21 protein-coding genes are annotated in these 25,345 nt (G+C 74.4%); 9 read left to right on the top strand and 12 right to left on the bottom strand.

Annotation, left to right across the window (positions count from 1 at the left end; genetic code table 11):
- Window positions 1-7: 7 nt before the first annotated feature.
- The 6 genes from IEZ20_RS28420 to IEZ20_RS28395 all read right to left on the bottom strand — a co-directional run bounded on the left by IEZ20_RS28420 (window position 8) and on the right by IEZ20_RS28395 (window position 7,866).
- A complete protein-coding gene (locus IEZ20_RS28420) occupies window positions 8-1,411 on the bottom strand; it encodes a lysine N(6)-hydroxylase/L-ornithine N(5)-oxygenase family protein (RefSeq protein ID WP_189303899.1) in 1,404 nt (467 codons plus the stop codon).
- Complete coding sequence (locus IEZ20_RS28415) at window positions 1,408-2,811, bottom strand: pyridoxal phosphate-dependent decarboxylase family protein (RefSeq protein ID WP_189303898.1); 1,404 nt, start codon at window positions 2,809-2,811, stop codon at window positions 1,408-1,410. Before IEZ20_RS28415 ends, IEZ20_RS28420 begins: the two co-directional genes overlap by 4 nt.
- 172 nt (window positions 2,812-2,983) lie before the next feature.
- Window positions 2,984-3,808 carry an NAD(P)H-binding protein gene (locus IEZ20_RS28410; RefSeq protein ID WP_189303896.1) on the bottom strand — a complete coding sequence of 275 codons (825 nt, stop codon included), beginning with the start codon at window positions 3,806-3,808 and terminating at the stop codon, window positions 2,984-2,986.
- Window positions 3,809-3,915: 107 nt separating this feature from the next.
- Complete coding sequence (pepN, locus tag IEZ20_RS28405; protein ID WP_189303893.1) at window positions 3,916-6,417, bottom strand: aminopeptidase N; 2,502 nt, start codon at window positions 6,415-6,417, stop codon at window positions 3,916-3,918.
- Window positions 6,418-6,591: 174 nt separating this feature from the next.
- Window positions 6,592-6,942, bottom strand: coding sequence for a chorismate mutase (locus tag IEZ20_RS28400; protein WP_189303891.1), 351 nt, complete (start codon window positions 6,940-6,942; stop codon window positions 6,592-6,594).
- A gap of 33 nt (window positions 6,943-6,975) precedes the next feature.
- The gene (locus IEZ20_RS28395) at window positions 6,976-7,866 is read right to left on the bottom strand and encodes a helix-turn-helix domain-containing protein (RefSeq protein WP_189303889.1); all 891 of its coding nucleotides are present in this window, start codon (window positions 7,864-7,866) and stop codon (window positions 6,976-6,978) included.
- Between the two features lie 190 nt (window positions 7,867-8,056).
- Between IEZ20_RS28395 and IEZ20_RS28390 the strand changes: the two genes are divergently transcribed.
- A complete protein-coding gene (locus tag IEZ20_RS28390) occupies window positions 8,057-9,814 on the top strand; it encodes a glycoside hydrolase family 35 protein (protein WP_189303887.1) in 1,758 nt (585 codons plus the stop codon).
- A gap of 67 nt (window positions 9,815-9,881) precedes the next feature.
- Window positions 9,882-10,763: a hypothetical protein gene (locus IEZ20_RS28385; RefSeq protein WP_189303885.1), complete on the top strand. Its 882-nt coding sequence runs from the start codon at window positions 9,882-9,884 to the stop codon at window positions 10,761-10,763.
- Window positions 10,764-10,808: 45 nt separating this feature from the next.
- Here IEZ20_RS28385 and IEZ20_RS28380 read toward each other — a convergent pair whose 3' ends face one another.
- A complete protein-coding gene (locus IEZ20_RS28380) occupies window positions 10,809-11,714 on the bottom strand; it encodes an SDR family oxidoreductase (RefSeq protein ID WP_189303884.1) in 906 nt (301 codons plus the stop codon).
- 1 nt (window position 11,715) lies between these two features.
- Complete coding sequence (locus tag IEZ20_RS28375) at window positions 11,716-12,492, bottom strand: SDR family oxidoreductase (protein ID WP_189303883.1); 777 nt, start codon at window positions 12,490-12,492, stop codon at window positions 11,716-11,718.
- A 221-nt stretch (window positions 12,493-12,713) separates the two neighbouring features.
- On the opposite strand from IEZ20_RS28375, the gene IEZ20_RS28370 reads away from it, so the two are divergent.
- From IEZ20_RS28370 to IEZ20_RS28355, 4 genes are read left to right on the top strand one after another with little or no spacing between them, the layout of a single operon-like run.
- Window positions 12,714-13,466 (top strand): enoyl-CoA hydratase family protein, encoded by a 753-nt coding sequence (locus tag IEZ20_RS28370; RefSeq protein ID WP_189303882.1) that lies wholly within the window; start codon window positions 12,714-12,716, stop codon window positions 13,464-13,466.
- Window positions 13,467-14,318, top strand: coding sequence for a CoA transferase subunit A (locus tag IEZ20_RS28365; protein WP_189303881.1), 852 nt, complete (start codon window positions 13,467-13,469; stop codon window positions 14,316-14,318). It begins immediately after the preceding gene.
- Window positions 14,315-15,055, top strand: coding sequence for a CoA-transferase subunit beta (locus IEZ20_RS28360; protein WP_189303880.1), 741 nt, complete (start codon window positions 14,315-14,317; stop codon window positions 15,053-15,055). Before IEZ20_RS28365 ends, IEZ20_RS28360 begins: the two co-directional genes overlap by 4 nt.
- Window positions 15,055-16,113 (top strand): NAD(P)H-dependent flavin oxidoreductase, encoded by a 1,059-nt coding sequence (locus IEZ20_RS28355; RefSeq protein ID WP_189303879.1) that lies wholly within the window; start codon window positions 15,055-15,057, stop codon window positions 16,111-16,113. The genes IEZ20_RS28360 and IEZ20_RS28355 overlap by 1 nt, the downstream gene beginning before the upstream one ends.
- Before the next feature lie 39 nt (window positions 16,114-16,152).
- On the opposite strand, the gene IEZ20_RS28350 is transcribed toward IEZ20_RS28355, so the two are convergent.
- The 3 genes from IEZ20_RS28350 to IEZ20_RS28340 are packed head-to-tail and all read right to left on the bottom strand — an operon-like array spanning window position 16,153 to window position 18,758.
- Window positions 16,153-17,310, bottom strand: coding sequence for an acetyl-CoA C-acetyltransferase (locus IEZ20_RS28350; RefSeq protein WP_189303878.1), 1,158 nt, complete (start codon window positions 17,308-17,310; stop codon window positions 16,153-16,155).
- Between the two features lie 24 nt (window positions 17,311-17,334).
- Window positions 17,335-17,946, bottom strand: coding sequence for a TetR/AcrR family transcriptional regulator (locus IEZ20_RS28345; RefSeq protein WP_189303876.1), 612 nt, complete (start codon window positions 17,944-17,946; stop codon window positions 17,335-17,337).
- A 26-nt stretch (window positions 17,947-17,972) separates the two neighbouring features.
- Window positions 17,973-18,758 carry an SDR family oxidoreductase gene (locus IEZ20_RS28340; RefSeq protein ID WP_189303874.1) on the bottom strand — a complete coding sequence of 262 codons (786 nt, stop codon included), beginning with the start codon at window positions 18,756-18,758 and terminating at the stop codon, window positions 17,973-17,975.
- Between the two features lie 52 nt (window positions 18,759-18,810).
- On the opposite strand from IEZ20_RS28340, the gene IEZ20_RS28335 reads away from it, so the two are divergent.
- Window positions 18,811-19,950 carry an acyl-CoA dehydrogenase family protein gene (locus IEZ20_RS28335; protein WP_189303872.1) on the top strand — a complete coding sequence of 380 codons (1,140 nt, stop codon included), beginning with the start codon at window positions 18,811-18,813 and terminating at the stop codon, window positions 19,948-19,950.
- On the top strand, window positions 19,950-20,939 hold the full coding sequence (locus IEZ20_RS28330) for an acyl-CoA dehydrogenase family protein (RefSeq protein WP_189303869.1): 990 nt from the start codon (window positions 19,950-19,952) through the stop codon (window positions 20,937-20,939). Before IEZ20_RS28335 ends, IEZ20_RS28330 begins: the two co-directional genes overlap by 1 nt.
- 22 nt (window positions 20,940-20,961) lie before the next feature.
- Here IEZ20_RS28330 and IEZ20_RS28325 read toward each other — a convergent pair whose 3' ends face one another.
- Window positions 20,962-21,687, bottom strand: a complete 726-nt coding sequence (locus IEZ20_RS28325; protein ID WP_189303867.1) for a vWA domain-containing protein — start codon at window positions 21,685-21,687, stop codon at window positions 20,962-20,964.
- Window positions 21,688-21,813: 126 nt separating this feature from the next.
- Here IEZ20_RS28325 and IEZ20_RS28320 point away from each other — a divergent pair, with 126 nt between their 5' ends.
- Window positions 21,814-25,272 carry an NACHT domain-containing protein gene (locus IEZ20_RS28320; RefSeq protein WP_189303864.1) on the top strand — a complete coding sequence of 1,153 codons (3,459 nt, stop codon included), beginning with the start codon at window positions 21,814-21,816 and terminating at the stop codon, window positions 25,270-25,272.
- Window positions 25,273-25,345: the final 73 nt, after the last annotated feature.

Genomic DNA, 25,345 nt, shown 5'->3' with positions numbered 1-25,345 from the left:
TGCAGGCTCACCTTCCGTCGACGAGCGGGGTGAGCTGTCGGGCCTGCGGCACCCTGGCCGGGGGGTCCTCCAGGCCGAAGGAGGTGAACGCCGTTCGGGACGGCAGCGGGTACGGGGCCTTGCCGGTGAGGGAGTTGAGGATGGTGGCGCTGCGCCAGGCGGCCAGGCCCAGGTCGGGGGCGCCGACGCCGTGCGTGTGCAGTTCGGCGTTCTGGACGTAGACCGAGCCGGTGACCGAGGGGTCGAGGACCAGGCGGTACTCCTGGTCGATGCGGGGGCGCTCGCTGCTGTCGCGGCGGATGTAGGGGTCGAGCCCGGCGAGGATACGGCCGAGGGGGCGGTCCCGGTAGCCGGTGGCGAGGACGACGGCGTCGGTGGTGAGCCGGGAGCGGCTGCCCTGCTGGAGGTGTTCCAGGTGCAGCTCGATCCGGCTGGTGGCGATCCGGCCCGCGGTGCGGACGCGGACGCCGGGGGTGAGGACGGCGTCGGGCCAGCCGCCGTGCAGGGTGCGCCGGTACAGCTCGTCGTGGATGGCGGCGAGGGTGCCGGCGTCGATGCCCTTGTGCAGCTGCCACTGGGCGGCGACCAGCCGGTCGCGGACGGCCTCGGGGAGGGCGTGGAAGTAGCGCGTGTAGTCCGGGGTGAAGTGCTCCAGGCCCAGCTTGGAGTACTCCATCGGCGCGAACGCCTCGGTGCGGCCGATCCAGTGCAGCTTCTCCCGGCCGGCCGGGCGGCGCCGGAGCAGGTCCAGGAAGACCTCGGCACCGGACTGTCCGGAGCCGACGACGGTGACGTGTCCGGCGGCGAGGAGGCTGTCGCGGTGGCCGAGGTAGTCGGCGGCGTGGACGACGGGCACGCCGGGGGCGTCCACCAGGGGCTGCAGGGGGTCGGGCACGTAGGGGACGCTGCCGATGCCGAGGACGATGTTGCGGGTGTGGGTGCGGCCGAGGGCCTCGGCCTCGCCGTCGGCGTCGAGCTGGGTGAAGTCGACCTCGAAGACGTCCCGTTCGGGGTTCCAGCGGACGGCGTCGACCTGGTGGCGGAAGCGCAGCCCGGGGAGTGCTTCGGCGACCCAGCGGCAGTAGGCGTCGTACTCGGCGCGCTGGATGTGGAAGTGCTCGGCGAAGTAGAAGGGGAAGAGCCGCTCGCGGTCCTTGAGGTAGTTGAGGAAGCTCCAGGGGCTGGTGGGGTCGACGAGGGTCACCAGGTCGGCGAGGAAGGGCACTTGGACGGTGGCGCCCTCGATGAGCAGCCCGGGGTGCCAGTCGAAGGCGGGGCGCTGTTCGTAGAACACGGCGTCGAGTTCGGGCAGCGGGTGGGCGAGGGCGGCGAGGGAGAGGTTGCAGGGGCCGATGCCGATGCCGACCAGGTCGCGTGGGGAGGCCGGCTCGTGGCTTGGGGGGTGGGTCATCCGGGGGTGTTTCCTTCGGCGAGTTCGGCGAGTTTGAGCAGCTGGGACAGGTCGTCCGGCCGGGTGTGGGGGTTGAGGACGGTGGCCTTGAGCCAGAGCCGGCCGTCGAGCCGGGCGCGGCCGAGGACGGCCCGGCCCTCGTGCAGCAGTCCGCGGCGGACGGCGGCCACGGTGTCGTCGTCGGCTCCGGCCGGGCGGAACAGGACGGTGCTGATGACGGGCCGGTCGTACAGCTCGAAGCCGGGGTGCTCGCGGATGAGGGAGGCGAACTCGCGGGCCCGGGCGCAGACCTGGTCGACCAGGGTGCCGAGGCCGCCGCGGCCCAGGGTCTTCAGGGTGACGGCGATCTTCAGGATGTCGGGGCGGCGGGTGGTGCGCAGCGAGCGGCCGAGCAGGTCGGGGAGGCCGGCCTCGGTGTCGTCGTCGGCGTTGAGGTAGTCGGCGCGCTGGTGGAGTGCGGCGAGTTCGTGCGGGCGGGCGACGGCGAGGAGTCCGGCGGCGACGGGCTGCCAGCCGAGTTTGTGCAGGTCGAGGGTGACGGTGTGGGCGGCTTCGAGGCCGGCGAGTTTGTCGCGGTGGCGGTCGCTGAACAGGAGGCCGCCGCCGTAGGCCGCGTCGATGTGCAGCCGGGCGCCGTGGGCGGTGCACAGGCCGGCGATCTCGGGCAGCGGGTCGATGAGGCCGGCGTCGGTGGTGCCGGCGGTGGCGGCGACCAACAGGGGGCCGGGGATCGCGGTGAGGGCCTCGTCGAGGGCGGCCGGGTCCAGGGTGCCGTTGGGCGTCGGGAGGACGACCGGGTCGGGCAGGCCGAGCAGCCAGGCGGCGCGCGGCAGCGAGTGGTGGGCGTTCGCGCCGCAGACGAGGCGCACGCCGCCGTGCGCCTCGCGGGCGAGGAGCAGGGCGAGTTGGTTGGACTCGGTGCCGCCGGTGGTGACGAGGGCGTCGGCGAGGCCGGCGGTGCGGGCGAGGGTGCGGGCGACGGCGGCCTCCAGGGCGGAGGCGGCCGGGGCCTGGTCCCATGAGTCCAGGGAGGGGTTGAGGGCGCTCGCGGCGAGGTCGGCGGCGGTGGCCACGGCGAGCGGCGGGCAGTGCAGATGGGCCGCGCACAAGGGGTCGGCGGGGTCGGCGGCGCCCGCGGCGAGGAGGTGCACGAGGGAGCGCAGGGCGTCCGGGTCGCCGGTGTCCGGCAGGACGTCGCCGAGGGCGTCGGCGACGCGTTCGGCGACGGCCTCCGGTCCCCCGGCGGGCAGGGGGCCGCCGCGCTCGGCGCCGCCGGCCGCGAGCGCGTCGAGGACGGTGCCGATCAGGGGCCGCAGGGCGGTGTGGCCGGACGGGCCGGAGGCGAGGGGCGGCAGGGCGGTGTGGCCCGACGGGCCGGAGGCGAGGGGTGGCAGGCTCATGGGCTCTCCTCCGGGCAGGGGACGTCCGGCGGGCTTCCGGGCCCGGGCTTCCGGCTGTGGGTGGAGTTCCAGCTTGTACCGGAAGGGAGCCCTGTGTCCCGGAAGCCAGGCGAACGGAACCCGAAAGTGTGTACTGCCGGGCCGGGAGGAGCCGTTGGGCGGTGCTCGGGGCCTATCCGCGGAAGTCGCCGGCGTGGTCCCGGGCCCACTGCGCGAACGTGCGGGCCGGGGTGCCGGTGAGCCGCTCCACCGTGTCGGTGATCTCCGGGGGCACGCCGACGGTCTCCGCGAAGCTCTGCAGCAGCCGTTCGAGCATCTGCGGCGGCACGTGCGGGAAGAGTTCCGGGCCCGCCTCGGCCGGGTCGGTCTCCTCGAACGTCAGCCTGCGGCCGAGGGCCTCGCCGATCGCCGCGACCTGGTCGGCGTTGCTGAGCGCGCCGGGCCCGGTCAGCCGGTGCACGGCGCCCTCGTGGCCGCCGTCGAGCAGGACGCGTTCGGCGACGGCCGCGATGTCGTCCTCGTGGACGGGCGCGGAGAGCCCGTCGGCGAAGACGCCGCGGACGGTGTCGCCGGCGCGGATCTGCGGGGCGTACTGGAGGGCGTTGGTGGCGAAGGCACCCGGCCGCAGGAAGGTCCAGGCGAGTCCGCTCTCGCGGATCTGCCGCTCGGCGGTGGCGTGCATGACGTGGATGGGGTGGGTCTCGTCGGCGCCCTCCCGGACGATGGCGCTGGAGAGCAGGACGACGTGCCGGACGCCCTGCTCGCGGGCCGCGGCGAGCAGCGGGGCCGCGTCGGGCAGCGCGTACAGGAAGAGCCGGGTGGCGCCGGTGAACAGGGCGGCGGGGGCGTCCGGCCGGAACCGCACCACCTCGGCCCCTGCGGGCAGCGCGGCCCGCTCGGGGTCGCGGGTCAGTGCCCGGACGGGCTGTCCCGCGGCGAGGAGACGGTCGACGAGGGCTCGGCCGACGTTGCCGGTCGCGCCGGTCACTACGATCACGGTGCCGCCTTTCGGGGCTGGGTCGACAACTGACCGTCCGAGCCTGGGAACGGCGGCCGGTCCGCCGCGTCGTCGGCGGGGACCGGCCGCGTCCCAGGTCACCGGACCTACTCCGTCCGCTGTCCCGCCCGTACCCGCAGGGCTCGGGACAGGTCGTCCAGACGGTCGGCGAGGGTGCGGCGCAGCGCCGGGGTGAGGTCGCCGTCGCGCAGGCAGGCCTCGCCGAGCGCCAGGTTCTCGGCGTCGACGGCGTGGGCCGGGAAGCACCAGCGGCCGGCGGCGACGGCGATGGCGGGGCCGCGGCGGGCGGCGAGCGCGACCGCGTCCGGGTAGAAGCGCGGCACGTACTCCCGTACGAGATCGGCCTGTTCGAGCTGCCAGAAGCCCTGGGCGGTGGCCGTGAAGAGGTAGTTGGACAGGTCGTCGCCGGCGAACATCGCCTCCCAGGCGGCGCGCTTGGCCTCCGGGTCGGGCAGGGCGGCGCGGCAGCGGGCGGCGCCCTCCTGGCCGGTGGCGCTCGGGTCGCGCGCCAGCTCGGCGGCGATGGCGTCCTCGTCGGTGGCGCCGAGCGCGGCGAGCCGGGCGAGCACGCGCCAGCGCAGCTCGGGGTCGAGTTCCGGCCCGCCGGGCACCGTGCCGTCGGCGAGCCAGGCGGCGATGGTCTCCGGGTGGGCGGCCACGGAGATCAGGTGGCGTACGGCGATCAGCCGCAGGCCGGGGTGGTCGCCGTCCTCGGTGCGCCGCAGCAGGTCGCGGCAGAGCGAGGTGAGGGTGGCCAGGGCGGCCGGGCGGTCCCCGGGCGTCAGGTACTGCTCGGTGAGCTGGCCGGCGGCGAAGGCGAGGACGCCCTGGGCGACGGCCAGGTCGGTCTCGTACGGCAGGTGGGCTCGGGCCGCGTCCAGGTAGGCGGCGGGCGGGAGTTCGCCGTCGCGGACGGCGTCCCGCAGGGCGTTCCAGACGACCGCGCGGGTGAGCGGGTCGGGCAGTCCGGACAGGCTGGTGCGGACCGTCTCGAAGGAGGCGGCGTCGAAGCGGAGCTTGGCGTAGGTGATGTCGCCGTCGTTGAGGAGGACCAGCGCGGGGCGCTTGCCGATGGGCTGCGGTGCGCTCTGCGGGACGTCCAGGCCGACGCGCTCGCGCAGCACCAGGCGGCCCTCGTCGGCGACGTCGTGGTCGTACAGGCCGGCGCTGAGGCGGTGCGGGCGGCTGCCCGCGCGGTCGGCGGTCAGGGTGCAGGTGCCGCCGGCCGAGGCGATCACCGGGGTGAGCGTGTCGACGCCGGTGGTGCGCAGCCAGCTGTCGGCCCAGGCGTGCACGTCGCGGTCGGTGGCGGAGGCGAGGGAGTCGATGAAGTCGGCGAGGGTGGCGTTGGAGAACTTGTGCCGCTCGAAGTGGGTGTTGATGCCGGCGAGGAAGTCCTTCTCACCGAGCCAGGCGGCCAGCTGGCGCAGCGCGGAGGCGCCCTTGGCGTAGGAGATGCCGTCGAAGTTGAGCAGGGCGGAGGCCGTGTCGTCGACGTTCTCGGGGGCGACCGGGTGGGTGGTGGGGCGCTGGTCGGCGTCGTAGCCCCAGGCCTTGCGGGTGACGCCGAACTCGGTCCACGGGTCGGTGAAGCGGGTGGCCTCGGCGGTGGTCTGGTAGCCCATGTACTCCGCGAAGGACTCGTTCAGCCAGATGTCGTCCCACCACTTGAGGGTGACGAGGTCGCCGAACCACATGTGGGCCATCTCGTGCGCGATGACCATGGCGCGGGTCTGCCGCTCGGTGTCGGTGACGGCGGAGCGGTAGACGAAGTCGTCGCGGAAGGTGACCAGGCCCGGGTTCTCCATGGCGCCCGCGTTGAACTCGGGCACGAACGCCTGGTCGTAGGAGTCGAAGGGGTACGGCTCCTGGAACTTCTCGTGGTAGCGGTCGAAGCACGCGCGCGTGACGTCGAGGATCTCGTCGGCGTCGGTGTCGAGGTGGGGCGCGAGCGAGCGGCGGCAGTGGAGGGCGAAGGGCAGTCCGCGGTGTTCGGTGCGCACCGAGTGCCAGGGGCCTGCGGCGACGGCGACCAGGTAGGTGGAGATCAGCGGGGTGGGCGCGGCCTGCCAGGCGCCGTCGTCGCGGCGGGCGGTGACGCCGTTGGCGAGGACGGTCCAGCCCGCGGGCGCCTTGACCGAGACCTCGAAGACGGCCTTGAGGTCGGGCTGGTCGAAGGCGGCGAAGACGCGCTGGACGTCGTCCATGAACAGCTGCGTGTAGACGTACGTCTCGCCGTCGCTGGGGTCGGTGAAGCGGTGCATGCCCTCGCCGGTGCGGGAGTAGCGCATGGCCGCGTCGACGCGCAGCTCGTGCTCCCCGGCGGTGAGGTTCTTCAGCGGCAGCCGGTTCTCGCTGAGCGACTCCGGGTCGAGGGGCTGTCCGTCGAGCGTGACGCTGCGCAGCTCGGCGGGCTTCAGCTCGACGAACGTGTCCCCGTCGGCCCGCGCGGTGAAGCGGATCGCGGTACGGGAGTCGAAGGTCTCCGCACCGGTCGTGAGGTCCAGATCGACCGTGTACCGGTGGACGTCGAGGAACTGTGCTCGGAGCTGCGCTTCGTCGCGCGTGAGTACGGACATGCACGCCATGCTGCCTGATGGGACCGACAGCGCACAGAGGCGGATCGGTACACGGCTTTTGTCCCCCGTGCGCGCCCCGGCCGCCCGCCCGGCCGGTCCCCCGGTGAGCTACCGGCCTTCCCGGGGTCAGCCGCTGGTCAGCCGCGTGCCGGGAGGCTGGTCGGCCGTGTGCCGGTCCGTTGTTCAGGCGTCGTGCGCCCGGTGCCCGTTGTGGGTGTCCTCGGCGATCCGCTCGTGGTGCCGGATCACCTCGGCGATGATGAAGTTCAGGAACTTCTCGGCGAACGCCGGATCGAGCTTGGCGTTCTCGGCGAGGGTGCGCAGCCGGTCGATCTGCCGGGCCTCGCGGGCCGGGTCGGCGGGCGGCAGCTGGTGCAGCGCCTTGAGGCGGCCGACCTGCTGGGTGGCCTTGAAGCGCTCGGCGAGCATGTGGACGACGGCGGCGTCGATGTTGTCGATGCTGTCGCGCAGCCGCTCCAGTTCCTGGCGGACCTCGGGATCGACGGCACCGGGGCCGGTGTTGCTGGTGGTCATGAGGGCCAACCTTATGCGCTGGACGGACCTGCCTCAGGGGGTGTCCGGGGAGTGGATCACCGGCGGGTCGGCGGGGTCCGGGACGCGGTCGCTCCAGCCGCCGGGGACGGTACGGCCCTGCTGGGCGCGGAACCGGACGGGGGCGAGGCCGACGCGCCGGGTGAACAGCCGGGAGAAGTAGGCGGGGTCGTCGTAGCCGACGCGGCGGGCGACGGCCGCGACGGGCAGCTCGGTGGCGGCGAGGAGTTCCTTGGCCCGGGCGAGCCGGACACCGAGCAGGTAGTCCTTCGGGGTGCACCCGGCCGCCCGGCGGACCGCACCGCGCAGCTCGGCGGTGGTCATCCCGTGCCGCGCGGCGTGGTCGGCGACGCTCAGCGGGGTGCAGGCGTCCCGGGCCAGGGCGGCCAGCACCTGCTCGCCGTCGGGGGCGAGGTCGGCGCGGGCGCGGCGCAGGGCGACGAGGAGTTCGTGGACGGCGGCGGCGGTCTCCACCTCCAGCAGGGGGTTGCCGCGGCGGGCGGCCCGGACGATGCGGGCGATGACCGCGCGGGGGCCGGAGGCGTCGGAGAGCGGGACGACGGGCCGGTCGGGTTCGATGTAGCCGAGTTCGCCGTAGGCGGCGGTGGCGGGACCGGCGAAGTCGACGAAGCCCTCGTCCCAGCCGGTGTCCGGGTCGGGCGCGTAGTGGTGGGGCACGCCGGGGGTGAGCCACAGCAGGGCGGGCGCGGTGACGGTCGTACGGCGGTCGTCGGCGCCGCGGTACCAGCCGCCGCCCGAGCTGACCACGACGGCCACGTGGTGGTCGAGGGTGCGCGGGCCGACCGCGGGCAGCGCGCCGTGCTGCAGGCCGACGCCGAGACAGACCAGACCGAGGCGGTGGTGGGCGGGGCCGGGGCTGAAGAACCGCATCCAGGTCTGGTACATCGGCGCTCCTCCCGGTGTTCCGTGCGGCGTGTTGACGTGCGGGCGACGGAGTGTCGTGCGGGCGGCGCGTTTCGTCCGGGCGGTGCCGTCCTCCTTTTGTCCAAGCAGCGCCGATCTTCGTCCATGGCGCCGGCCACCGGAAGGGGGCGAGGCTGGAACGCATGGTCGGGATCACGGTGGGGGCGGGCGTATGAGCGCGTTTTCGGTGGGGGACTCGGACTTCCTGCTGGACGGGCGGCCGGTGCGGCTGCTGTCGGGTGCGCTGCACTACTTCCGGGTGCACGAGGCCCAGTGGGGGCACCGGCTGGCGATGCTGCGGGCGATGGGCCTGAACTGCGTGGAGACGTACGTCCCGTGGAACCTGCACCAGCCCCGTCCGGGGACCTTCCGGGACGTGCAGGCGGTGGGCCGGTTCCTGGACGCGGTCCGGGAGGCGGGCCTGTGGGCGATCGTGCGGCCGGGTCCCTACATCTGCGCCGAGTGGGAGAACGGCGGGCTGCCGGCGTGGCTGACGGGCGAGCCGGGCACGCGCGCGCGTACGCGGGACGAGCGCTACATGTCCCGTGTCCGGAGCTGGTTCCACCAGCTGCTGCACGAGATCGTGCCCCGCCAGCTGGACCGCGGCGGCCCCGTGGTCATGGTCCAGGTGGAGAACGAGTACGGCAGCTACGGCAGCGACACCGGCTATCTGGAGGAGCTGGCCGGCCTGCTGTGCGCGAAGGGGGTCACGGCCGCGCTGTGCACCTCGGACGGGCCCGAGGACCACATGGTGACCGGGGGCTCGCTGCCCGGGGTGCTCGCCACGGTGAACTTCGGCTCCCACGCGCGCGAGGCGTTCGAGACACTGCGCCGCCACCGCCCCGACGGCCCGCTGATGTGCATGGAGTTCTGGTGCGGCTGGTTCGACCACTGGGCCGGCGAGCACGTCGTACGGGATCCCGACGACGCCGCCGGGGCGCTGCGGGAGATCCTGGAGTGCGGGGCGTCGGTGAACCTGTACATGGCGCACGGCGGCACGAGTTTCGGGGGCTGGGCGGGCGCCAACCGGGGCGGCGGCGCACTGCACGAGGGCCCCCTGGAGCCGGACGTGACCTCGTACGACTACGACGCGCCGGTGGACGAGTACGGGCGCCCCACCGAGAAGTTCTGGCGCTTGCGCGAAGTGCTGTCCGCGTACCACCCCGGCCCGCTGCCCGGCCTGCCGCCGCCGCCCGCCGCGCTCGGCACCCCGGCCGAGGCCGTGCTCACCGGGTGGGCGCCCCTGGCGGACGTACTGGAGGCACTGGGCGGCCCCGAGACGGCAGCCCCGGTGCCGCCCACGTTCGAGGAGCTGGGCGTCACCCGGGGCCTGGTGCGCTACGCGGTGGACGTGCCCGGGCCGCGCCGGCCGTACCCGCTGACCGTACGCGGGCTGCGGGACCTCGCCGTGGTGTACGTCGACGGGGAGCGGGCCGGGGTGCTCACCGAGGAGGAGCCGGTGCTGGAGGAGCCCGTCGCGGGCCCCGCGCGCGTGGAGCTGTGGGTGGAGTCGCTGGGGCGGGTGAACTACGGGCCGCGGCTCGGCGAGACGAAGGGCGTGACCGGCGGCGTCCTGCACGAGCGGCAGTACCTGCACGGGGTACGCGCGCGTGGGCTGGATCTAGACGCGTTCGCGGGCGGTGTGGCCGCGGTGCCCTTCGGCGGGCCGCCCGGGGAGGGGGCGCCGGGGCTGTACCGGGGCACGGTCACGGTCCGCGGGGCCGGGGACGCCCGGCTGGAGCTGCCGGGCCACACGCGCGGCTTCGCCTGGGTCAACGGCTTCGAGCTGGGCCGTTACTGGTCGGTGGGCCCCCAGCGGTCGCTGTACGTGCCCGGGCCGGTGCTGCGGGAGGGCGCGAACGAGGTGTGGCTGCTGGAGCTGGACGGGGGCCGGGCGGACCGGTCGGCGCCGCGTCTGCTGCCCGTGTGACCGGGCGTCCGCCGCGGGCCCGCGGCCTACAGTGGAGAGGAGTTCCGGCGTCTTTGGGGGTGCCGAGGTGGCGAACGGCGGACCGGTCGAGCACGGCTACCCGCACCTGGAGACGGTGCGGGCCGCCGTCACCGCCCTGTACCGGCGGCTCTCGCGGGACACCATCGAGACGTTCTCGGCCAGCGTGGCCCCCGCCGACGTGGCCTTCTGCGACACCGACGACCTGCATCTGGGCGCGCAGCGCGTGGCCCGGGAGATCGTGCGGCACTTCCGGCTGCCGGACGCGCGGCTGATCGTCGGCTTCCGGGAGATGACCCACGCGGCGAACGTGGAACTGGCGGCGGGCCCCGAGTACTTCGTCGAGCTGAACGACCGGTTCCGCACCCACCGCAGGGACATCGGCGCGGCCCTCGCCCACGAGGTGGCGCACGTCTACCTGCACCGCCTGGACCTCTCCTTCCCCACCACGGCGGAGAACGAGATCCTGACGGACACGGCGACGACCTACCTGGGCGCGGGCTGGCTGCTGCTGGACGCCTACCGGGAGGACGGGGTCTCCTCGCAGAAGCTCGGCTACCTCACCCCGGAGGAGTTCGGGTACGTCCTGGCCAAGCGGGCCCTGCTCTTCGGTGAGGACCCGTCCGTGTGGTTCACCAGCCCGCAGGCCTGTACGGCCTACGCCAAGGGGATGGACCGGGCCCGCCGGGACGGGCAGCAGCCGCCGCTGACCGGGGCCGGCTGGGCGGGCCGCCGCCGCTACGCCCACGACCGCCGGCACGCCTCGCCCGCCCCGCCCTCCGCCGTGTACTCCTTCACCCCCGACAGCGGTGGCCGGCTCCGGGTGAGCTTCCCGTGCCCGACCTGCCACCAGCGGATCAGGGTGCCGGTGCGGGGGCGGGTACGGGCGCGGTGCGGGTTGTGCCGGACGGTGCTGGAGTGCGACACGTAGCGCCGCTGCCGCCGCCCGGCTCACCTCGCCGGAGGACCGCCGGGCCTACACCCCGTACACCCGCCCCGGCGGCTCCGCCTCCGCCAGCAGTCCCCGGGCTGCCTCGCCCGCCTCGGCCGGGGTCCAGCGGGCCCCCTTGTCCAGGGTGGGGCCGGGGCGCCAGCCCTCCATGACGGTGATCCGGCCGCCCTCCGCCTCGAACACCCGCCCGGTCACCCCGGCGCTGCCGGCCGAGCCGAGCCAGACCACGAGCGGGGAGACGTTCTCGGGCGCCATGGCGTCGAAACCGGCGGCCGGTGCCGCCATGGTCGCGGCGAAGGTACGTTCCGTCATGCGGGTCCGGGCGGCCGGCGCGACGGCGTTGACCTGGACGCCGTACCGGGCCAGTTCGGCCGCCGCGACCAGGGTGAGGCCGATGATCCCGGCCTTCGCCGCGCTGTAGTTGGCCTGCCCGACCGAGCCCAGCAGGCCCGCTCCGCTGCTGGTGTGGACGACCCGGGCCTTCGGGGTACGCCCGGCCCTGGCCTCGGCCCGCCAGTGCGCGGCGGCGTGCTTCAACGGCAGGAAGTGGCCCTTGAGATGCACCCGGACCACGGCGTCCCAGTCGTCCTCACCGAGGTTGACCAGCATGCGGTCGCGGAGGAACCCGGCGTTGCTGACGAGGGTGTCGAGCCGGCCGTAGGTCTCCACGGCGGTGCGGATCAGGTCCGCCGCCCCCGCGCTGGTGGCGATGTCCCCACCGTGCGCGGACGCCTCGCCGCCCGCCGCCCGGATCTCCGCCACGACGGCCGCCGCCGGACTGTCCGCGTCCGGCGCCCCGTCCAGCCCCACGCCGAGGTCGTTGACGACGACCCGGGCGCCCTCGGCCGCGAAGGCGAGGGCGTGGGCCCGGCCCAGTCCCCGGCCGGCGCCGGTGACGACGACGACCCGGCCCGCGCAGATTCCGCTCATCTCAGCTCTCCTTGTCGGCGGTCGCGGCATCGAGGAAGGCGGGCCGTTCCCCGCCGCCGTGCACGTGCAGGCTCGCCCCGCTGATGTAGGCGGCGGCGTCGGAGGCGAGGAAGACGGCGGCGGCGCCGACGTCGGCCGGGAGGGCCAGCCGGCCCAGCGGGACGGTGCGGGCGACGGCGGCGACGCCGTCGGGGCCGCCGTAGTGGAGGTGGGCCAGATCCGTGTGGACCATGCCGACGACGAGGGTGTTGACGCGGACCTCCGGCGCCCACTCCACCGCCATGGAGGCGGCCAGGTGGGCGAGCCCGGCCTTGGCCGCGCCGTAGGCGGCCGAGCCGGGTGAGGGGCGGGCCCCGCTGACGCTGCCGACCATCACGATCGAGCCCCGGCTGCGCCGGAGGTGGTCGTAGGCGGCGAGGGACGCGGTCAGCGGGGTGATCAGGTTCAGTTCGACGACTTTGGCGTGCCGTTCGGCGTCGGCGTCGGTGAGGCGCCGGTACGGGGTGCCGCCGGCGTTGTTGACGAGCACGTCCAGCCGGGGCAGTCCCGCGAAGAAGGCCCGGACGGCGGGCGGATCGCGCAGGTCGAGGGGGGTGAACTCGACGCCGGGCACGGGCCGTTCGGGAGGGCGGCGGGCGCAGGTCAGGACGCGTGCGCCCGCCTCGGCGAAGGCCCGGGCGATCCCGGCGCCCACTCCCCTGGTGCCGCCGGTGACGACGACGGTGCTGCCGCGCGGCGAGGTACCCGCAGGGCCGTCGCCGACAGCACCGTTGCCCACGGCACCCCGGCCCGTGGCGCCGTTGCCCCCAGCGCCCCTGCCCGTAGCGCCGTTGTCCACCGCGCCGCTGCCCGTCGGTCCGTCATCCGTCGGTCCGTTGTCCGTCGGTCCGTTGTCCACAGGGCGGTTATCCACAGGGCCTCCCGCTTGTCCGCGCCGGCTGCTAGCTTCGAAGCCTCGTCACCTAACAAATGTTTGGTGGAAAGGTAGCTGATGCGCCCATGGGTGTCTCCCGTTCGTCCCCGGAAAAGGGGATTTCCGTGGTCACCGTCGACTATCCGCCGGTCAACGCGCTGCCGGTGCGCGGCTGGTTCGCGCTGGCCGAGGCCGTGCGCGCGGCCGGACGGGACCCCGGGATCCGGTGCGTGGTCCTGGCCGCCGAGGGCCGGGGGTTCAACGCGGGCGTGGACATCAAGGAGATACAGGCGGCCGGGCACGAGGCCCTGATCGGTGCCAACCAGGGCTGCGCGGAGGCCTTCGCGGCGGTCTACGAGTGCGAGACCCCGGTGGTCGCCGCGGTGCACGGCTTCTGCCTGGGCGGCGGGATCGGACTGGCGGGCAACGCGGACGCGGTGGTGGCGAGCGAGGACGCGACCTTCGGGCTGCCCGAGCTGGACCGGGGCGCCCTGGGCGCGGCGACCCATCTGGCCCGGCTGGTCCCGCAGCACCTGATGCGCGCGCTGTACTACACCGGGCGCACGGCGAGCGCCGCCGAGCTGCACGGGCACGGCTCGGTGTGGGCGGTGGTGCCGCGCGCGGAGCTGCCGGGGGCGGCGCTGGACCTGGCCCGGCAGATCGCCGCCAAGGACGGACGGCTGCTGCGCATGGCCAAGTCCGCCCTCAACGGCATCGATCCGGTCGACGTGCGCCGCAGCTACCGCTTCGAGCAGGGCTTCACCTTCGAAGCGAACCTGAGCGGACTGGCCGGCCGGGTCCGCGACACGTTCGGCGGGTCCGGGACGGAGGGGGTGTAGATGACCGACAAGACGATGACCGCCGAGGAGGCGGTGTCCCGGCTGGCGAGCGGGATGACCCTCGGCATCGGCGGCTGGGGCTCGCGCCGCAAGCCGATGGCGCTGGTCCGGGCGCTGCTGCGGTCCGGCATCGGCGATCTGACGGTCGTCTCCTACGGCGGCCCGGACGTCGGCATGCTGGCCGCCGCCGGCCGGATCCGCAGGCTGGTCACCGCGTTCGTCACCCTCGACTCCATCCCCCTGGAGCCGCACTACCGGGCGGCGCGCGAGGGCGGCGGCTTCGAGCTGACGGAGGTGGACGAGGGGATGTTCCAGTGCGGGCTGCGCGCGGCGGCGCAGCGCCTGCCCTTCCTGCCGGTGCGGGCGGGGATCGGCTCGGACGTCCTGCGGGCCGACCCGCGGCTGAGGACGGTGACCTCGCCGTACGCGGACGGGGAGACGCTCGTGGCCATGCCCGCGCTGCGGCTGGACGCGGCCCTGGTGCACGTCAACCGCGCCGACCGGCTGGGCAACGGCCAGTACCTGGGCCCGGACCCGTACTTCGACGACCTGTTCTGCGAGGCGGCGGACGCGGCCTACGTCTCCTGCGAACGGATCGTGGAGACGGCGGAGCTGACCAAGGAGGCCGCCCCGCAGACGCTGCTGCTGAAACGGCTCGCGGTGACCGGGGTGGTGGAGGCGCCCCACGGCGCGCACTTCACCTCCTGCGCACCGGAGTACGGCCGGGACGAGGAGTTCCAGCGGCGGTACGCGACCACGCCCTGGCCCGAGTTCGCCGCACGCTTCCTCGGCGCCGACGAGACCGCCTACCGGACGGCGGTCCGGGAGTGGCGGAAGGAGCAGGAGCGATGAGGGCCACCCGCGCCGAGTACTGCGTGATCGCCTGCGCCGAGGCCTGGCGGGGCGCCGGGGAGGTACTGGCGAGCCCGATGGGCCTGATCCCGTCGCTGGGCGCGCGGCTGGCCCGGCTCACCTTCGCGCCGGACCTGCTGCTGACGGACGGCGAGGCCCTCCTGGTGCGTCCGGACGGCACCCCGGAGGGCTGGCTGCCCTACCGGCAGCACCTGGAGCTGGTGGCGGGCGGCCGGAGGCACGTGATGATGGGCGCGAGCCAGCTGGACCGGTACGGCAACCAGAACATCTCCTGCGTCGGCGACTGGGCGCGCCCCCGCAGACAGCTGCTCGGGGTGCGCGGGGCCCCGCTCAACACGCTGAACAACCCGACGAGTTACTGGGTCCCCAGGCACTCGCGGCGGGTGTTCGTGGAGCGGGTGGACATGGTGTGCGGGGTGGGGTACGACCGGGCGGCGGAGCTGGGCGGCGCGGCACGTTACCACCACGTCGAGCGGGTCGTCACCGACCTCGCCGTGCTGGACTTCGCCACGCCCGGCCACACCATGCGGCTGGTCTCGGTGCATCCGGGGGTGACTGTGGAGGAGGTGCGGGAGGCGACGGGGTTCCCGCTGGCCGGGCCGGACGAGGTGCCGTGCACCCGGGAGCCGGAGGCGGGGGAGCTGCGGTTGATCCGTGAGGTGCTGGACCCGCGGGGGGCGCGCACCCGCGAGGTGCCGGACCGGGAGGGGGGCTGATGGAGACCGCGCTCACCCGGCTGGTCGGGGTCCGCCATCCGATCGTGCAGACCGGGATGGGCTGGGTGGCCGGGCCGCGCCTGGTCTCGGCGGCGGCGAACGCCGGCGCCCTCGGCATCCTGGCCTCCGCGACGATGACGCCGGACCGGCTGCGCGACGCGATACGGGAGGTGCGGTCCCGTACGGACGCGCCGTTCGGGGTGAACCTCCGGGCCGACGCGGGCGACGCACCGGACCGGGTGCGGATCCTGCTGGAGGAGGGAGTGCGGGTGGCCTCCTTCGCGCTGGCCCCGTCCGCCGAGCTGATCGCCGAACTGAAGGCGGCCGGGGTGGTGGTGATCCCGTCCGTCGGGGCGCGGCGGCACGCCGAGAAGGTGGCGGCCTGGGGCGCGGACGCGGTGCTGGTGCAGGGCGGGGAGGGCGGCGGCCACACCGGCGAGGTGGCGACGAGCGTGCTGCTGCCTCAGGTGGTGGACGCGGTGCGGATACCGGTGGTGGCGGCGGGCGGTTTCCGCGACGGGCGGGGCCTGGTGGCGGCGCTGGCGTACGGGGCGGCCGGGGTGGCGATGGGCACGCGGTTCCTGCTCACCTCCGACTCGACGGTGCCGGACGCGGTGAAGGCCCGGTATCTGGCGGCGACGGTCCGGGACGTCACGGTGACCCGGGCGGTGGACGGCCTGCCGCACCGGATGCTGCGCACCGACCTGGTGGCGGCGCTGGAGCGGTCGGGGCGGATACGGACCTTCGGGCACGCAGTGCGGCGGGCGGCGGGCTTCCGGCGGCTGTCCGGGCTCACCTGGCGGCAGCTGGTCCGCGACGGTCTCGCCCTCCGGCACGGCAAGCAGCTGTCCTGGAGTCAGGTGCTGCTCGCCGCGAACACGCCGATGCTGCTGAGGTCGGCGATGGTGGACGGGCGTACGGACCTGGGGGTGATGGCGGCCGGGCAGGTCGCCGGAGTGATCGACGACCTGCCCTCGTGCGCGGAGCTGGTGGAACGGATCATGGGCGAGGCGGAGGAGGTGCTGACCGGGCTGTCGGGACTCGGGGCGGCCCGGTGAGCGTCGCCCGGTACCCGGTCACGCGCTCCCGATGCCCGGTCACAGCCGTTCGATGATCGTCACGTTGGCCTGGCCGCCGCCCTCGCACATGGTCTGGAGGCCGTAGCGGCCGCCGGTGCGTTCCAGTTCGTGGAGCAGGGTCGTCATCAGCCGGGCGCCGGTCGCGCCGAGCGGGTGGCCGAGGGCGATCGCGCCGCCGTTGACGTTGACCTTGCCGGGGTCGGCGCCGGTCTCCTTCAGCCAGGCGAGGACGACCGGCGCGAAGGCCTCGTTGATCTCCACGAGGTCGATGGCGTCGAGGGTGAGGCCGGTCTTCTTCAGGGCGTGCGCGGTGGCCGGGATGGGCGCGGTGAGCATGCGGATGGGGTCCTCGCCGCGCGCGGAGAGGTGGTGGACGCGGGCGCGCGGGCGCAGTCCGTGGTCGCGTACCGCCCGCTCGGAGGCGAGCAGCAGGGCCGCGGCTCCGTCGGAGACCTGGGAGGAGCAGGCCGCGGTGACGGTACCGCCGTCGAGAACGGATCTGAGCGCGGCCATCTTCTCGGGGGAGGTGTCCCGGCGCGGGCCCTCGTCCACGGTGGTCCCGCCGCAGGGGACCGTCTCGCGGTCGAAGCGGCCGGTGTCGAGCGCCCAGATCGCGCGCCGGTGCGAGCGCAGGGCGAACTCCTCCTGTTCCTCGCGGGAGATGCCCCACTGGGCGGCGATCATCTCGGCGCCGGCGAACTGGTTGACGGGCCGGTCGCCGTACCGGGCGCGCCAGCCGGTGCTGCCGAGGAAGGGTCCCTCGGTCAGGCCGAGGGGGACGGCGGCCTGCCGGGAGGCGAAGGCGATGGGGACCTGGGACATGTTCTGCACGCCGCCCGCGACCACCAGGTCCTGGGTGCCGGAGAGCACGGCCTGCGCGGCGAAGTGGACGGCCTGCTGGGAGGAGCCGCACTGCCGGTCGACGGTCACGCCGGGGACCTCCTCGGGCAGGCCCGCGGCCAGCCAGCAGGTGCGGGCGATGTCGCCGGCCTGCGGCCCGACCGTGTCGAGGCAGCCGAAGACCACGTCGTCCACGGCCGCCGGGTCGATCCCGGAGCGCTCCACCAGCGCGGTCAGCACCCGCGCGCCCAGGTCGGCCGGGTGGACGGCGCTGAGTCCTCCTCCGCGCCGTCCGACCGGTGTGCGGACCGCTTCGACGATGTAGGCCTCGGCCATGGCAACTCCCTCGCGTGGAAAGGGCTATTCGCGTACGGCGATCCCGTCCAGCACCATCGACAGGTACTGGCGGGCGATCTCCTCGGGGCTGTGCTTGCCGCCGGGCCGGTACCAGGAGGCGGCGACCCACACGGTGTCGCGGACGAACCGGTAGGTGAGCCGGACGTCCAGGTCGGCGCGGAAGACCTGCTCGGCGACACCGCGTTCCAACGTGCTGAGCCACGCCTTCTCGAACCGGCGCTGGGACTCGGCGAGGAAGGCGAAGCGGTCCTGGGTGACGAGCTGCTTGCTCTCCTTCTGGTAGATCGCGACGGCCGCGCGGTGCCGGTCGATCTCCCGGAAGGACTCGGTGACCAGCGCCTGAAGCGTTTCGCGGGGCCCGAGTCCGGAGGCGAGGACCGTGTCGTAGCCGTCCCACAGCTCGTCGAGGAAGGTCCGGAGGATCTCCTCCAGCATCGACTCCTTGGAGTCGAAGTGGTAGTAGAGGCTGCCCGCGAGCATGCCAGCGTGGTCGGCGATCCTGCGGACGGTGGTGGCGTTGTAGCCGTGCTCGGCGAAGACCTCGGCGGCGGTGCTCAGGAGTTCTCCGCGCCGGGCTGCTGCCGCGGTCACCTGGGGCTTTTTCTTGGTCGGCACGCACCCATTGTGGTCTGCCCTGCTGCTCAGGGGTGCTGGCTGCTGACGGCGACGACCTCGCCGGTCATGTAGGAGGAGTAGCCGGAGGCGAGGAAGACGATGACGTTGGCCACCTCCCAGGGCTCCGCGTACCGGCCGTAGGCCTCCCGTTGCGTCAGTTCGGCGAGCAGTTCGGCGGAGGTGACCTTCTCCAGGTGCGGGTGCATGGCGAGGCTGGGGGCGACGGCGTTGACGCGGACGCCGTAGGCGGCGGCCTCGATCGCCGCGCACCGGGTCAGTGCCATCACGCCGGCCTTGGCCGCGGCGTAGTGGGCCTGCCCGGCCTGGGCGCGCCAGCCGGCGACGGAGGCGTTGTTGACGATCACCCCGCCGCCGGTCCGGCGCATGGCGCGCAGGGCGGCCCGGGTGCAGCGGAAGGTGCCGTTCAGGGTGACGTCCAGTACCCGGGACCACTGCTCGTCGGTCATGTCGACCAGGTCCGCCGTGCCGCCGAGGCCGGCGTTGTTGACGACGACGTCCAGCCGTCCGTGCGCGGCCACGGCCGCCTCGAACAGGGCGCGCACCTGGTCCTCGTCGGTGACGTCGCACGGCACCGCGGCGACCGCGCCGGGGAACTCCCGGCCCAGTCCGGCCTCGTGTTCCTTCAGCCGGCGCGGGTGGGCGTCGCTGATCAGCACGCGTGCGCCCTCCTCCAGGAACCGGCGGGCGGTGGCTCCGCCGATGCCGGTACCGGCCGCCGCGGTGACGACGGCGGTGCGGCCGCGCAGCAGTCCGTGCCCGGGGACGTGGACCGGGCTCTCGACGCCTGTCATAGGACCACGCTAACCTACCAAACACTTGTTAGGGAAGGGCGGTGACGTCACCGTGGATCTGACCCACTCCCCGGCCGACGAGGAGTTCCGCGGCCAGGCCCGGGCCTGGCTCGACGCGCACGTCCCGCGCACGCCGCTGCCGTCCCTGGAGACGGAGGAGGGCTTCGCGGCGCACCGCGCGTGGGAGGCCGAACTGGCCGCGGACCGCTGGTCGGTGGTGTCGTGGCCGGAGCGGTACGGCGGGCGGGACGCCGGCCTGCTGCGCTGGCTGGTGTTCGAGGAGGAGTACTGGGCGGCGGGCGCGCCGGGCCGGGTCGGCCAGAACGGCATCGGCCTGCTCGCGCCGACGCTCTTCGCCTACGGCACGGAGGAGCAACGCGCGCGCGTGCTGCCGCCGATGGCCACCGGCGAGGTGGTCTGGGCGCAGGCCTGGTCCGAGCCGGAGGCGGGCTCGGACCTCGCCGCGCTCGGCTCCCGGGCGGTGCGCACGGACGGCGGCTGGCGGCTGCGCGGTCACAAGACCTGGTCGTCGCGCGCCGCTTTCGCCGACCGGGCCTTCGGCCTGTTCCGCAGCGACCCGGAGACCGAGAGGCCGCACCAGGGACTCACCTACCTGATGTTCGACCTGCGGGCCCCCGGTGTCACCGTCCGCCCGATCGGGCGGCTCGACGGCAGGCCGGCCTTCGCGGAGCTGTTCCTGGACGACGTGTTCGTCCCGGACGAGGACGTGATCGGCGAGCCGGGCCAGGGCTGGCGGATCGCGATGTCCACGACGGCCGACGAGCGCGGGCTCACCCTGCGCTCCCCGGGCCGCTTCCTCGCCTCCGCCGCCCGGCTGCGGCACCTGTGGCGGGCCCAGGGGTCGCCCGGGCACGCCCGGGACCGGGTGGCCGACGCCCTGATCGCGGCCCGCGCCTACCAGCTGTTCACGTACGCCGCCGCCTCCCGGGTCCTGGACGGCGCCCGGCTCGGCCCGGAGTCCAGCATGAACAAGGTGTTCTGGTCCGAGCTGGACCTCGCGCTGCACGAGACGGCCCTCGACCTGCTGGGCGCGGAGGGCGAACGCGCCGACGGCGCCTGGGCGGAGGGGTACGTCTTCTCCCTGGCCGGACCCATCTACGCGGGCACGAACGAGATCCAGCGGGACATCGTCGCCGAGCGGCTGCTCGGCCTGCCGAAGGGGCGCCGCTGATGCGCTTCCTCCTCGACTCCGGCCAGCGCGCCTTCGCCGACGCGCTGCACGCGATGCTCACCGCCGCCGACACGCCCGCGGTGATCCGCTCCTGGAGCCGCGGCGACCACGCGCGCGGGCGCGCGCTGTGGTCGCGGATCGCCGAGGCGGGGGTGTTCGGCCTCGCGGTGCCGGAGGAGTACGGCGGGGCGGGACCGCACCCGGTGGAGCTGGCGGTGGCCTTCGTGGAGCTGGGCCGGCACGCGGTGCCCGGTCCGCTCGCGGAGACGGTCGGGGCGGCCGTACTCCTCGGCGACCCGCCACTGGCGGAACGCTTCCTGCCCGCTCTCGCGTCCGGCGAGCGACCGGCGACGGTGGCGGCGCCCGGCGGATACGCGCTCGACGGCGACGCGGTCTCGCTGTGCCTGTCCCCCGCCCCCGAGGGCCTCTACCTGTCCACAGTGACCCCCGGCCCGGTGCGCCGCTCCCTGGACCCCGCCCGCCGGCTGGCCCGGTCCGCCCCCGGCGGTGAACTCCTCGCCCGCGAGGCGCCGTACGACCGGGCGCTCACCTGGATCCGCCTTGCCACCGCCGCGCAGGCCCTCGGCGTCGGCCTCGCCCTGCTCGACCGGACCGTCACCCATGTGCGGCGGCGCACCCAGTTCGGGGTGCCGATCGGCTCCTTCCAGGCCGTCAAACACCGGCTGGCCGACGCCAAGACCGCCCTGGAGTTCGCCCGCCCCCTGCTCTTCGGCGCGGCGACGACCCTGCGCCCGGCGGAGGTGGCCGCCGCCAAGCTCACGGCGTGCGAGGCGGCGTACCGGACGGCCCGGACGGCGCTGCACCTGCACGGCGCGATCGGGTACACCGCGGAGTACGACCTGTCGCTGTGGCTCACCAAGGCGCGGGCGCTGCGCTCGGCGTGGGGGGCACCGGAGGAGTGCCGGGACCTGGTGCTCACGGACGGGCTCCAGGAGACGGACGGGCAACCGGAGGCGGACGCGTGGTAGGAGAGGGTGGCGGACCGCCGCGTCAGTCCGGCCGTACGACGCCCGCCGCCCGTGCCGCCACGAGCCACTTCGGGAACTCGCCGACGAGCCGGTCGTACAGCTCGGCGTCGGAGACCCGGCGCGGGTCCTGGCCGGCGTGGAAGAAACCGGCGTTGTCCACGATCCGCTTGGCCGGGACGGCCAGTTCGTCCAGCTTGCGCAGGAACTCGAACTGGCGGCTGCCCGGGTCGCCGAAGCCGACGAACTGCCAGAACAGCGGCAGCCGCGCGGCCTTGCAGAGGTAGCGTTCGGCGGCGAGCTTGTTGATCGGGCCGCCGTCGGTCTGGAAGACGACCAGGGCGGGCGCGGTGGCGCCGCTGTCCAGGTAGTGGTCGATGACCGCGTCCATCGCCAGGTGGTAGCTGGTTTTCCCCATGTGCCCGAGCCCGGCCACGATCCGCTCGACACGGCCCTCGTGTCCGGCGAGGGCGATGTCGGTGACCGCGTCGACGTCCGTGGAGAAGAACACCACGGGCACCCGGCCGTCGTCGTCCAGGTGCGCGGACAGGCCCAGCACCCGGTCGGCGAGCGCCTGCACGCTGCCGTCCCGGTAGTAGGGCTTCATGGAGCCCGAGTAGTCGACCACGAGGTACACGGCGGCCCGCAGCCCGTCCAGGCCGTGCTTGCGCAGGGACACCCCCGCCGACCGGTAGGCGCCGACCAGCGCGGGCGCGGTCTCCTCCACCTTGGTCAGGCTGATCGCGGCCATGCGGGCTCCTTCGGGATGGTCACCGGGCAGGAGTGCCGAGGTTACGGCACCGCGCCGGCCTGCCCGACGGACGGCCCGTCGTCGCCAACACCGGCGCGCACACCGGGTTTTCAGTACGCTGGCGTGGTGGGGGACAACCGGATCTACGACGGTCGGTTCGAGAACGTGGTGCAGGCCCACCACATCGACCACGTCCACTTCCACGTCCCGCCGCCGCGCACCCGGACGCCGGTGTCGAAGCTGCGCCACGCCGTCGCGGCGGCACTCGCGGCCGCCGGGGCCGGGCTCCTCCTCCTGGACCGCTACCGTCTCCCCGTTCCCGCAGACGCGCTTCCCGGTCCCGCGCGGACCACGGTGGTGTTCGCAGGAGCCTCCTGCCTGGTCCTGGCGGTCTTCGCGGAGCTGTCGGCGCTGTGGGAACCGCGCTCGCGAAGACGCCCCGAGCCCGAACCCTCCCGCGCGGACCTCGACCGGGCCGCGGAGGAGCTCGCGGAGACGCTGAAGACCCGCTACGACCGGGACGAGCGGCTGTCGCGCATCCACGACCCCTTCCCCATCCCCGTGCGCTGGACGGCGGCGGACCCGCTGCTCACCGACCACTGGCGGAACATCCGCCGGGCGGGGTCCGCGCCGCCGGAGGACACCGGCGCCGACCGGCCCCTGGAGGTGGACGGCCACTTCGACGAGATCGCCGGCCTGTTCACCTCCCTGCCCGCCCAGCGGCTCGTGGTCCTGGGCAGGCCCGGTGCCGGGAAGTCCGTGCTCGCCCTGCACCTCGCCCACCGGCTCGTGGAGGCCCGCGGCCCCGCCTCCGGGGACCCGGTGCCCGTCGTCTTCCCTCTCGCGTCCTGGGACCCGAAGCGCAGCGGGCTGTGGACCTGGGCGGCCCGCAGGATCGTCGAGGGCCATCCCGGGGCGCTGGCCGGAGGCGGTGGCCGCGCCCACGCCCTCGCCCTGGCGCTGATCACCTCCGGGCGGGTGCTGCCCGTGCTCGACGGCTTCGACGAACTCCCCCGCCCGTCGCAGGCGGACGCCCTGCGGGAGCTGCGGGCCAGTCTCGCGGGGCCCGCCCGCTTCCTGCTGACCAGCAGGACGGAGGAGTACACGGCGGCCGTCGAGGCCGAGAACACCGTGCTTCCGGCGACCGCCGTGGTGGAACTGCAGCCCCTGACCGCCGGCGAGGTGGCGGCCTACCTCCCCCGCACCGCCCGCAGGACGAGCCGCGACGACGGCTCCCGCACCGTCTGGGAGCCCGTGCTGCGGCGGCTGGAGGACCCCGCGGACCAGAGCCGTGAGGTGCGGGTGCTCCGGGCCGTCCTCGGTACTCCGCTGATGATCGGCCTGGCCCGTGTCGTCTACAGCGACGGCGGGGCCGGCGCCGATCCGGCCGAGTTGCTCTCCGCGGGCCGCTTCACCACCAGGGCCGCCGTCGAGCAACACCTCTTCGACGCCTTCCTGTCGGCGGCCTACGGCGGCGCGCTGGACGACCGTGCCGGGCGGCCTCCCTGGAGCGCCGACGACGCCCGGCGCTGGACCGGTTTCCTCGCCCGGTACCTGCGCGCCTCCGGGACGCAGGACCTGGAGTGGTGGCGCCTCGACGAGGCGGTACCGCGCGCCGTCCGCGCCCTGGTGGCCCTGCCGGCGTTCCTGCTGCTCCTGCTCGGCGTCCTGGTCTCCGGGTTCGGCACGCCGTGGTGGCACAAATGGGTGGGACTGCCGTACGGCGCGGCCCTCGTCCTCGGCATCGTCGCCGTCCTGGTCTCCGACTGGGCCGAGCCCGATCCGCTCCCCGGCCCGTACCAGCTGCACGGGCCGTCGGGCGCGCGGCTCCGGGCGGCCCTGCGCAGCCGCCCGCAGTGGATGAGGGGGGCGTTCTGCGTGGGCGCTCTCGCCCTGGGGGTGGTGGCCTCGGCACAGTTCTCACCGGGACTGATCCGCTCGCTGACCGTCATGGCCACGGTCTGCCTGGCCGTGTACTGGACGGCCGATCTCGCCCAGGCCCTGCGCAGACCCGCCGATCCCGCGGAGGCCAGGGAACCGTCGGCTCTGCTGACCGCCGACCGGAAGGCCACGGCCACCGTGGCCCTCTTCGACCTGTTCGGCCCGGCACCCCACGCCGATTTCCCCGCGACGCTGTTCAAGTCCGCCGTGCTGTACGCGGCCTGGTGGCAGTGGGCGGAGACCCCGGACAGCCAGGGGCCCGCGGACTGGGCCCGCGCGGGGGCCTGTTTCGCGGCGGCCTCGCTGTGCCACGGCATCGCCGTCTCCGCCTGGGGCCGGTACACGGTGGCCCGGTGCTGGCTGGCGCTGACCGGCAGGCTGCCCTGGCGGCTCATGGCGTTCCTGCGGGACGCGCACGCACGGGGCATCCTGCGGCAGGCGGGCGGTGTCTACCGGTTCCGCCACATCGAGCTGCGCAACCGGCTGGCGGGCACGAGCGGACTCCCCTCGGCACACGAGCGGCCGGTGCGTGTCGCCCCGCGGGTGACAGCGGTCGCCACGGCGGTCGCGGTGGTCGCCATGTTCCTTCAGATGACGGCCGTGGGTTCCATGGCCCCGCCCCCTCCCTACACGGCCGTGCCCCCAGCGTGCGCGCTGCTCGACGAACACCTGCTGGCCGGGTTGATGGCCGACCCGATGAAGGTCGCGGACGGCGGCACCGCCTGCGGGGCCGGCGAGCAGTCGCCGTTCCACCGCGATGTCAGCCTCACCCTGCGGACCTTCGTGACCGGCACCCAGGCCGGAATGGACCCCGACGTCACCTATATGCACGCGAGCACCGCGCTGCGGGCCCCCCTCTCCGCCAACGAGGAGTTGAAGGGCCTCGGCGACGAGGCGCGCCAGGGGACCCAGGACGGCTTCTCACCACCGATGGAGGGTCTCCAGCACACGGCCGTACTGGCCACCAGGGTGGCCAACGTGGTCCTGAAACTCACCTACACCGAGGAGTTCGCCTCCGCGTCCCGCGCCCGGGAAGTCGCCCGCATCCTCATGCGGGCGGCGCTGCGGCACGCGCACCTCTCGCCGAGGCACCGGCAGTCCGCCGAGCGCCGGCTCGCCGACGTGCCACCCGCCCGGACCCCCGCCGGCACGCGCTTCGCCTACTACCAGCGCCGCGAGCCCAGGACCCTGGTGGGCGCCCACTGGAGGAAGGAGGAGCGGTCCCGTCTCTGGTCGCTGCCCAACTTCGCCTACGTTCTCCGCGCCCCGAAGTACATGAGCTGCAAGACCTCTGCCGACGTGACAGTGACCTGCACCTCCGACGGACCGGACGGCCTGCGTCTCCCCCGCCTCCGTCTGCGGCTCGCCTCCCGCCACTGCGTCAGGGCCTGCGCGGAAGCCACCCGGTTCTGGCTCTCCCGTCCCGGCTTCTCCTCCACGCCCTGGAAGCGGGTCACCTCGTCGCTCTGGTACGCCGAGACCACGCCCGACGCCCGCACGTACCGCATGCTGCTGGCCCGCACCGTCACGTACCCGAAGAGCAAGGACATCTACCTCGTCTGGGCCGAGGCGGAGACCGACGCCTCCCACCGGGCGCCGGCCCAGAAGATCATCAATGATCTGTACACGGGCACCGGCGGGTGAGCGCACCGGACCGGGTGGCCGGGACATGCGACGACGCCTGCCCAGTCGTCCGGTCGGGGACAGGCGGGCAGGC

The organism is Streptomyces cinerochromogenes (genome assembly GCF_014648635.1).
Taxonomy (GTDB): domain Bacteria; phylum Actinomycetota; class Actinomycetes; order Streptomycetales; family Streptomycetaceae; genus Streptomyces; species Streptomyces cinerochromogenes.
Note: the sequence above shows the minus strand (reverse complement) of the source record. Positions and strands in the feature narration are given on the sequence as shown.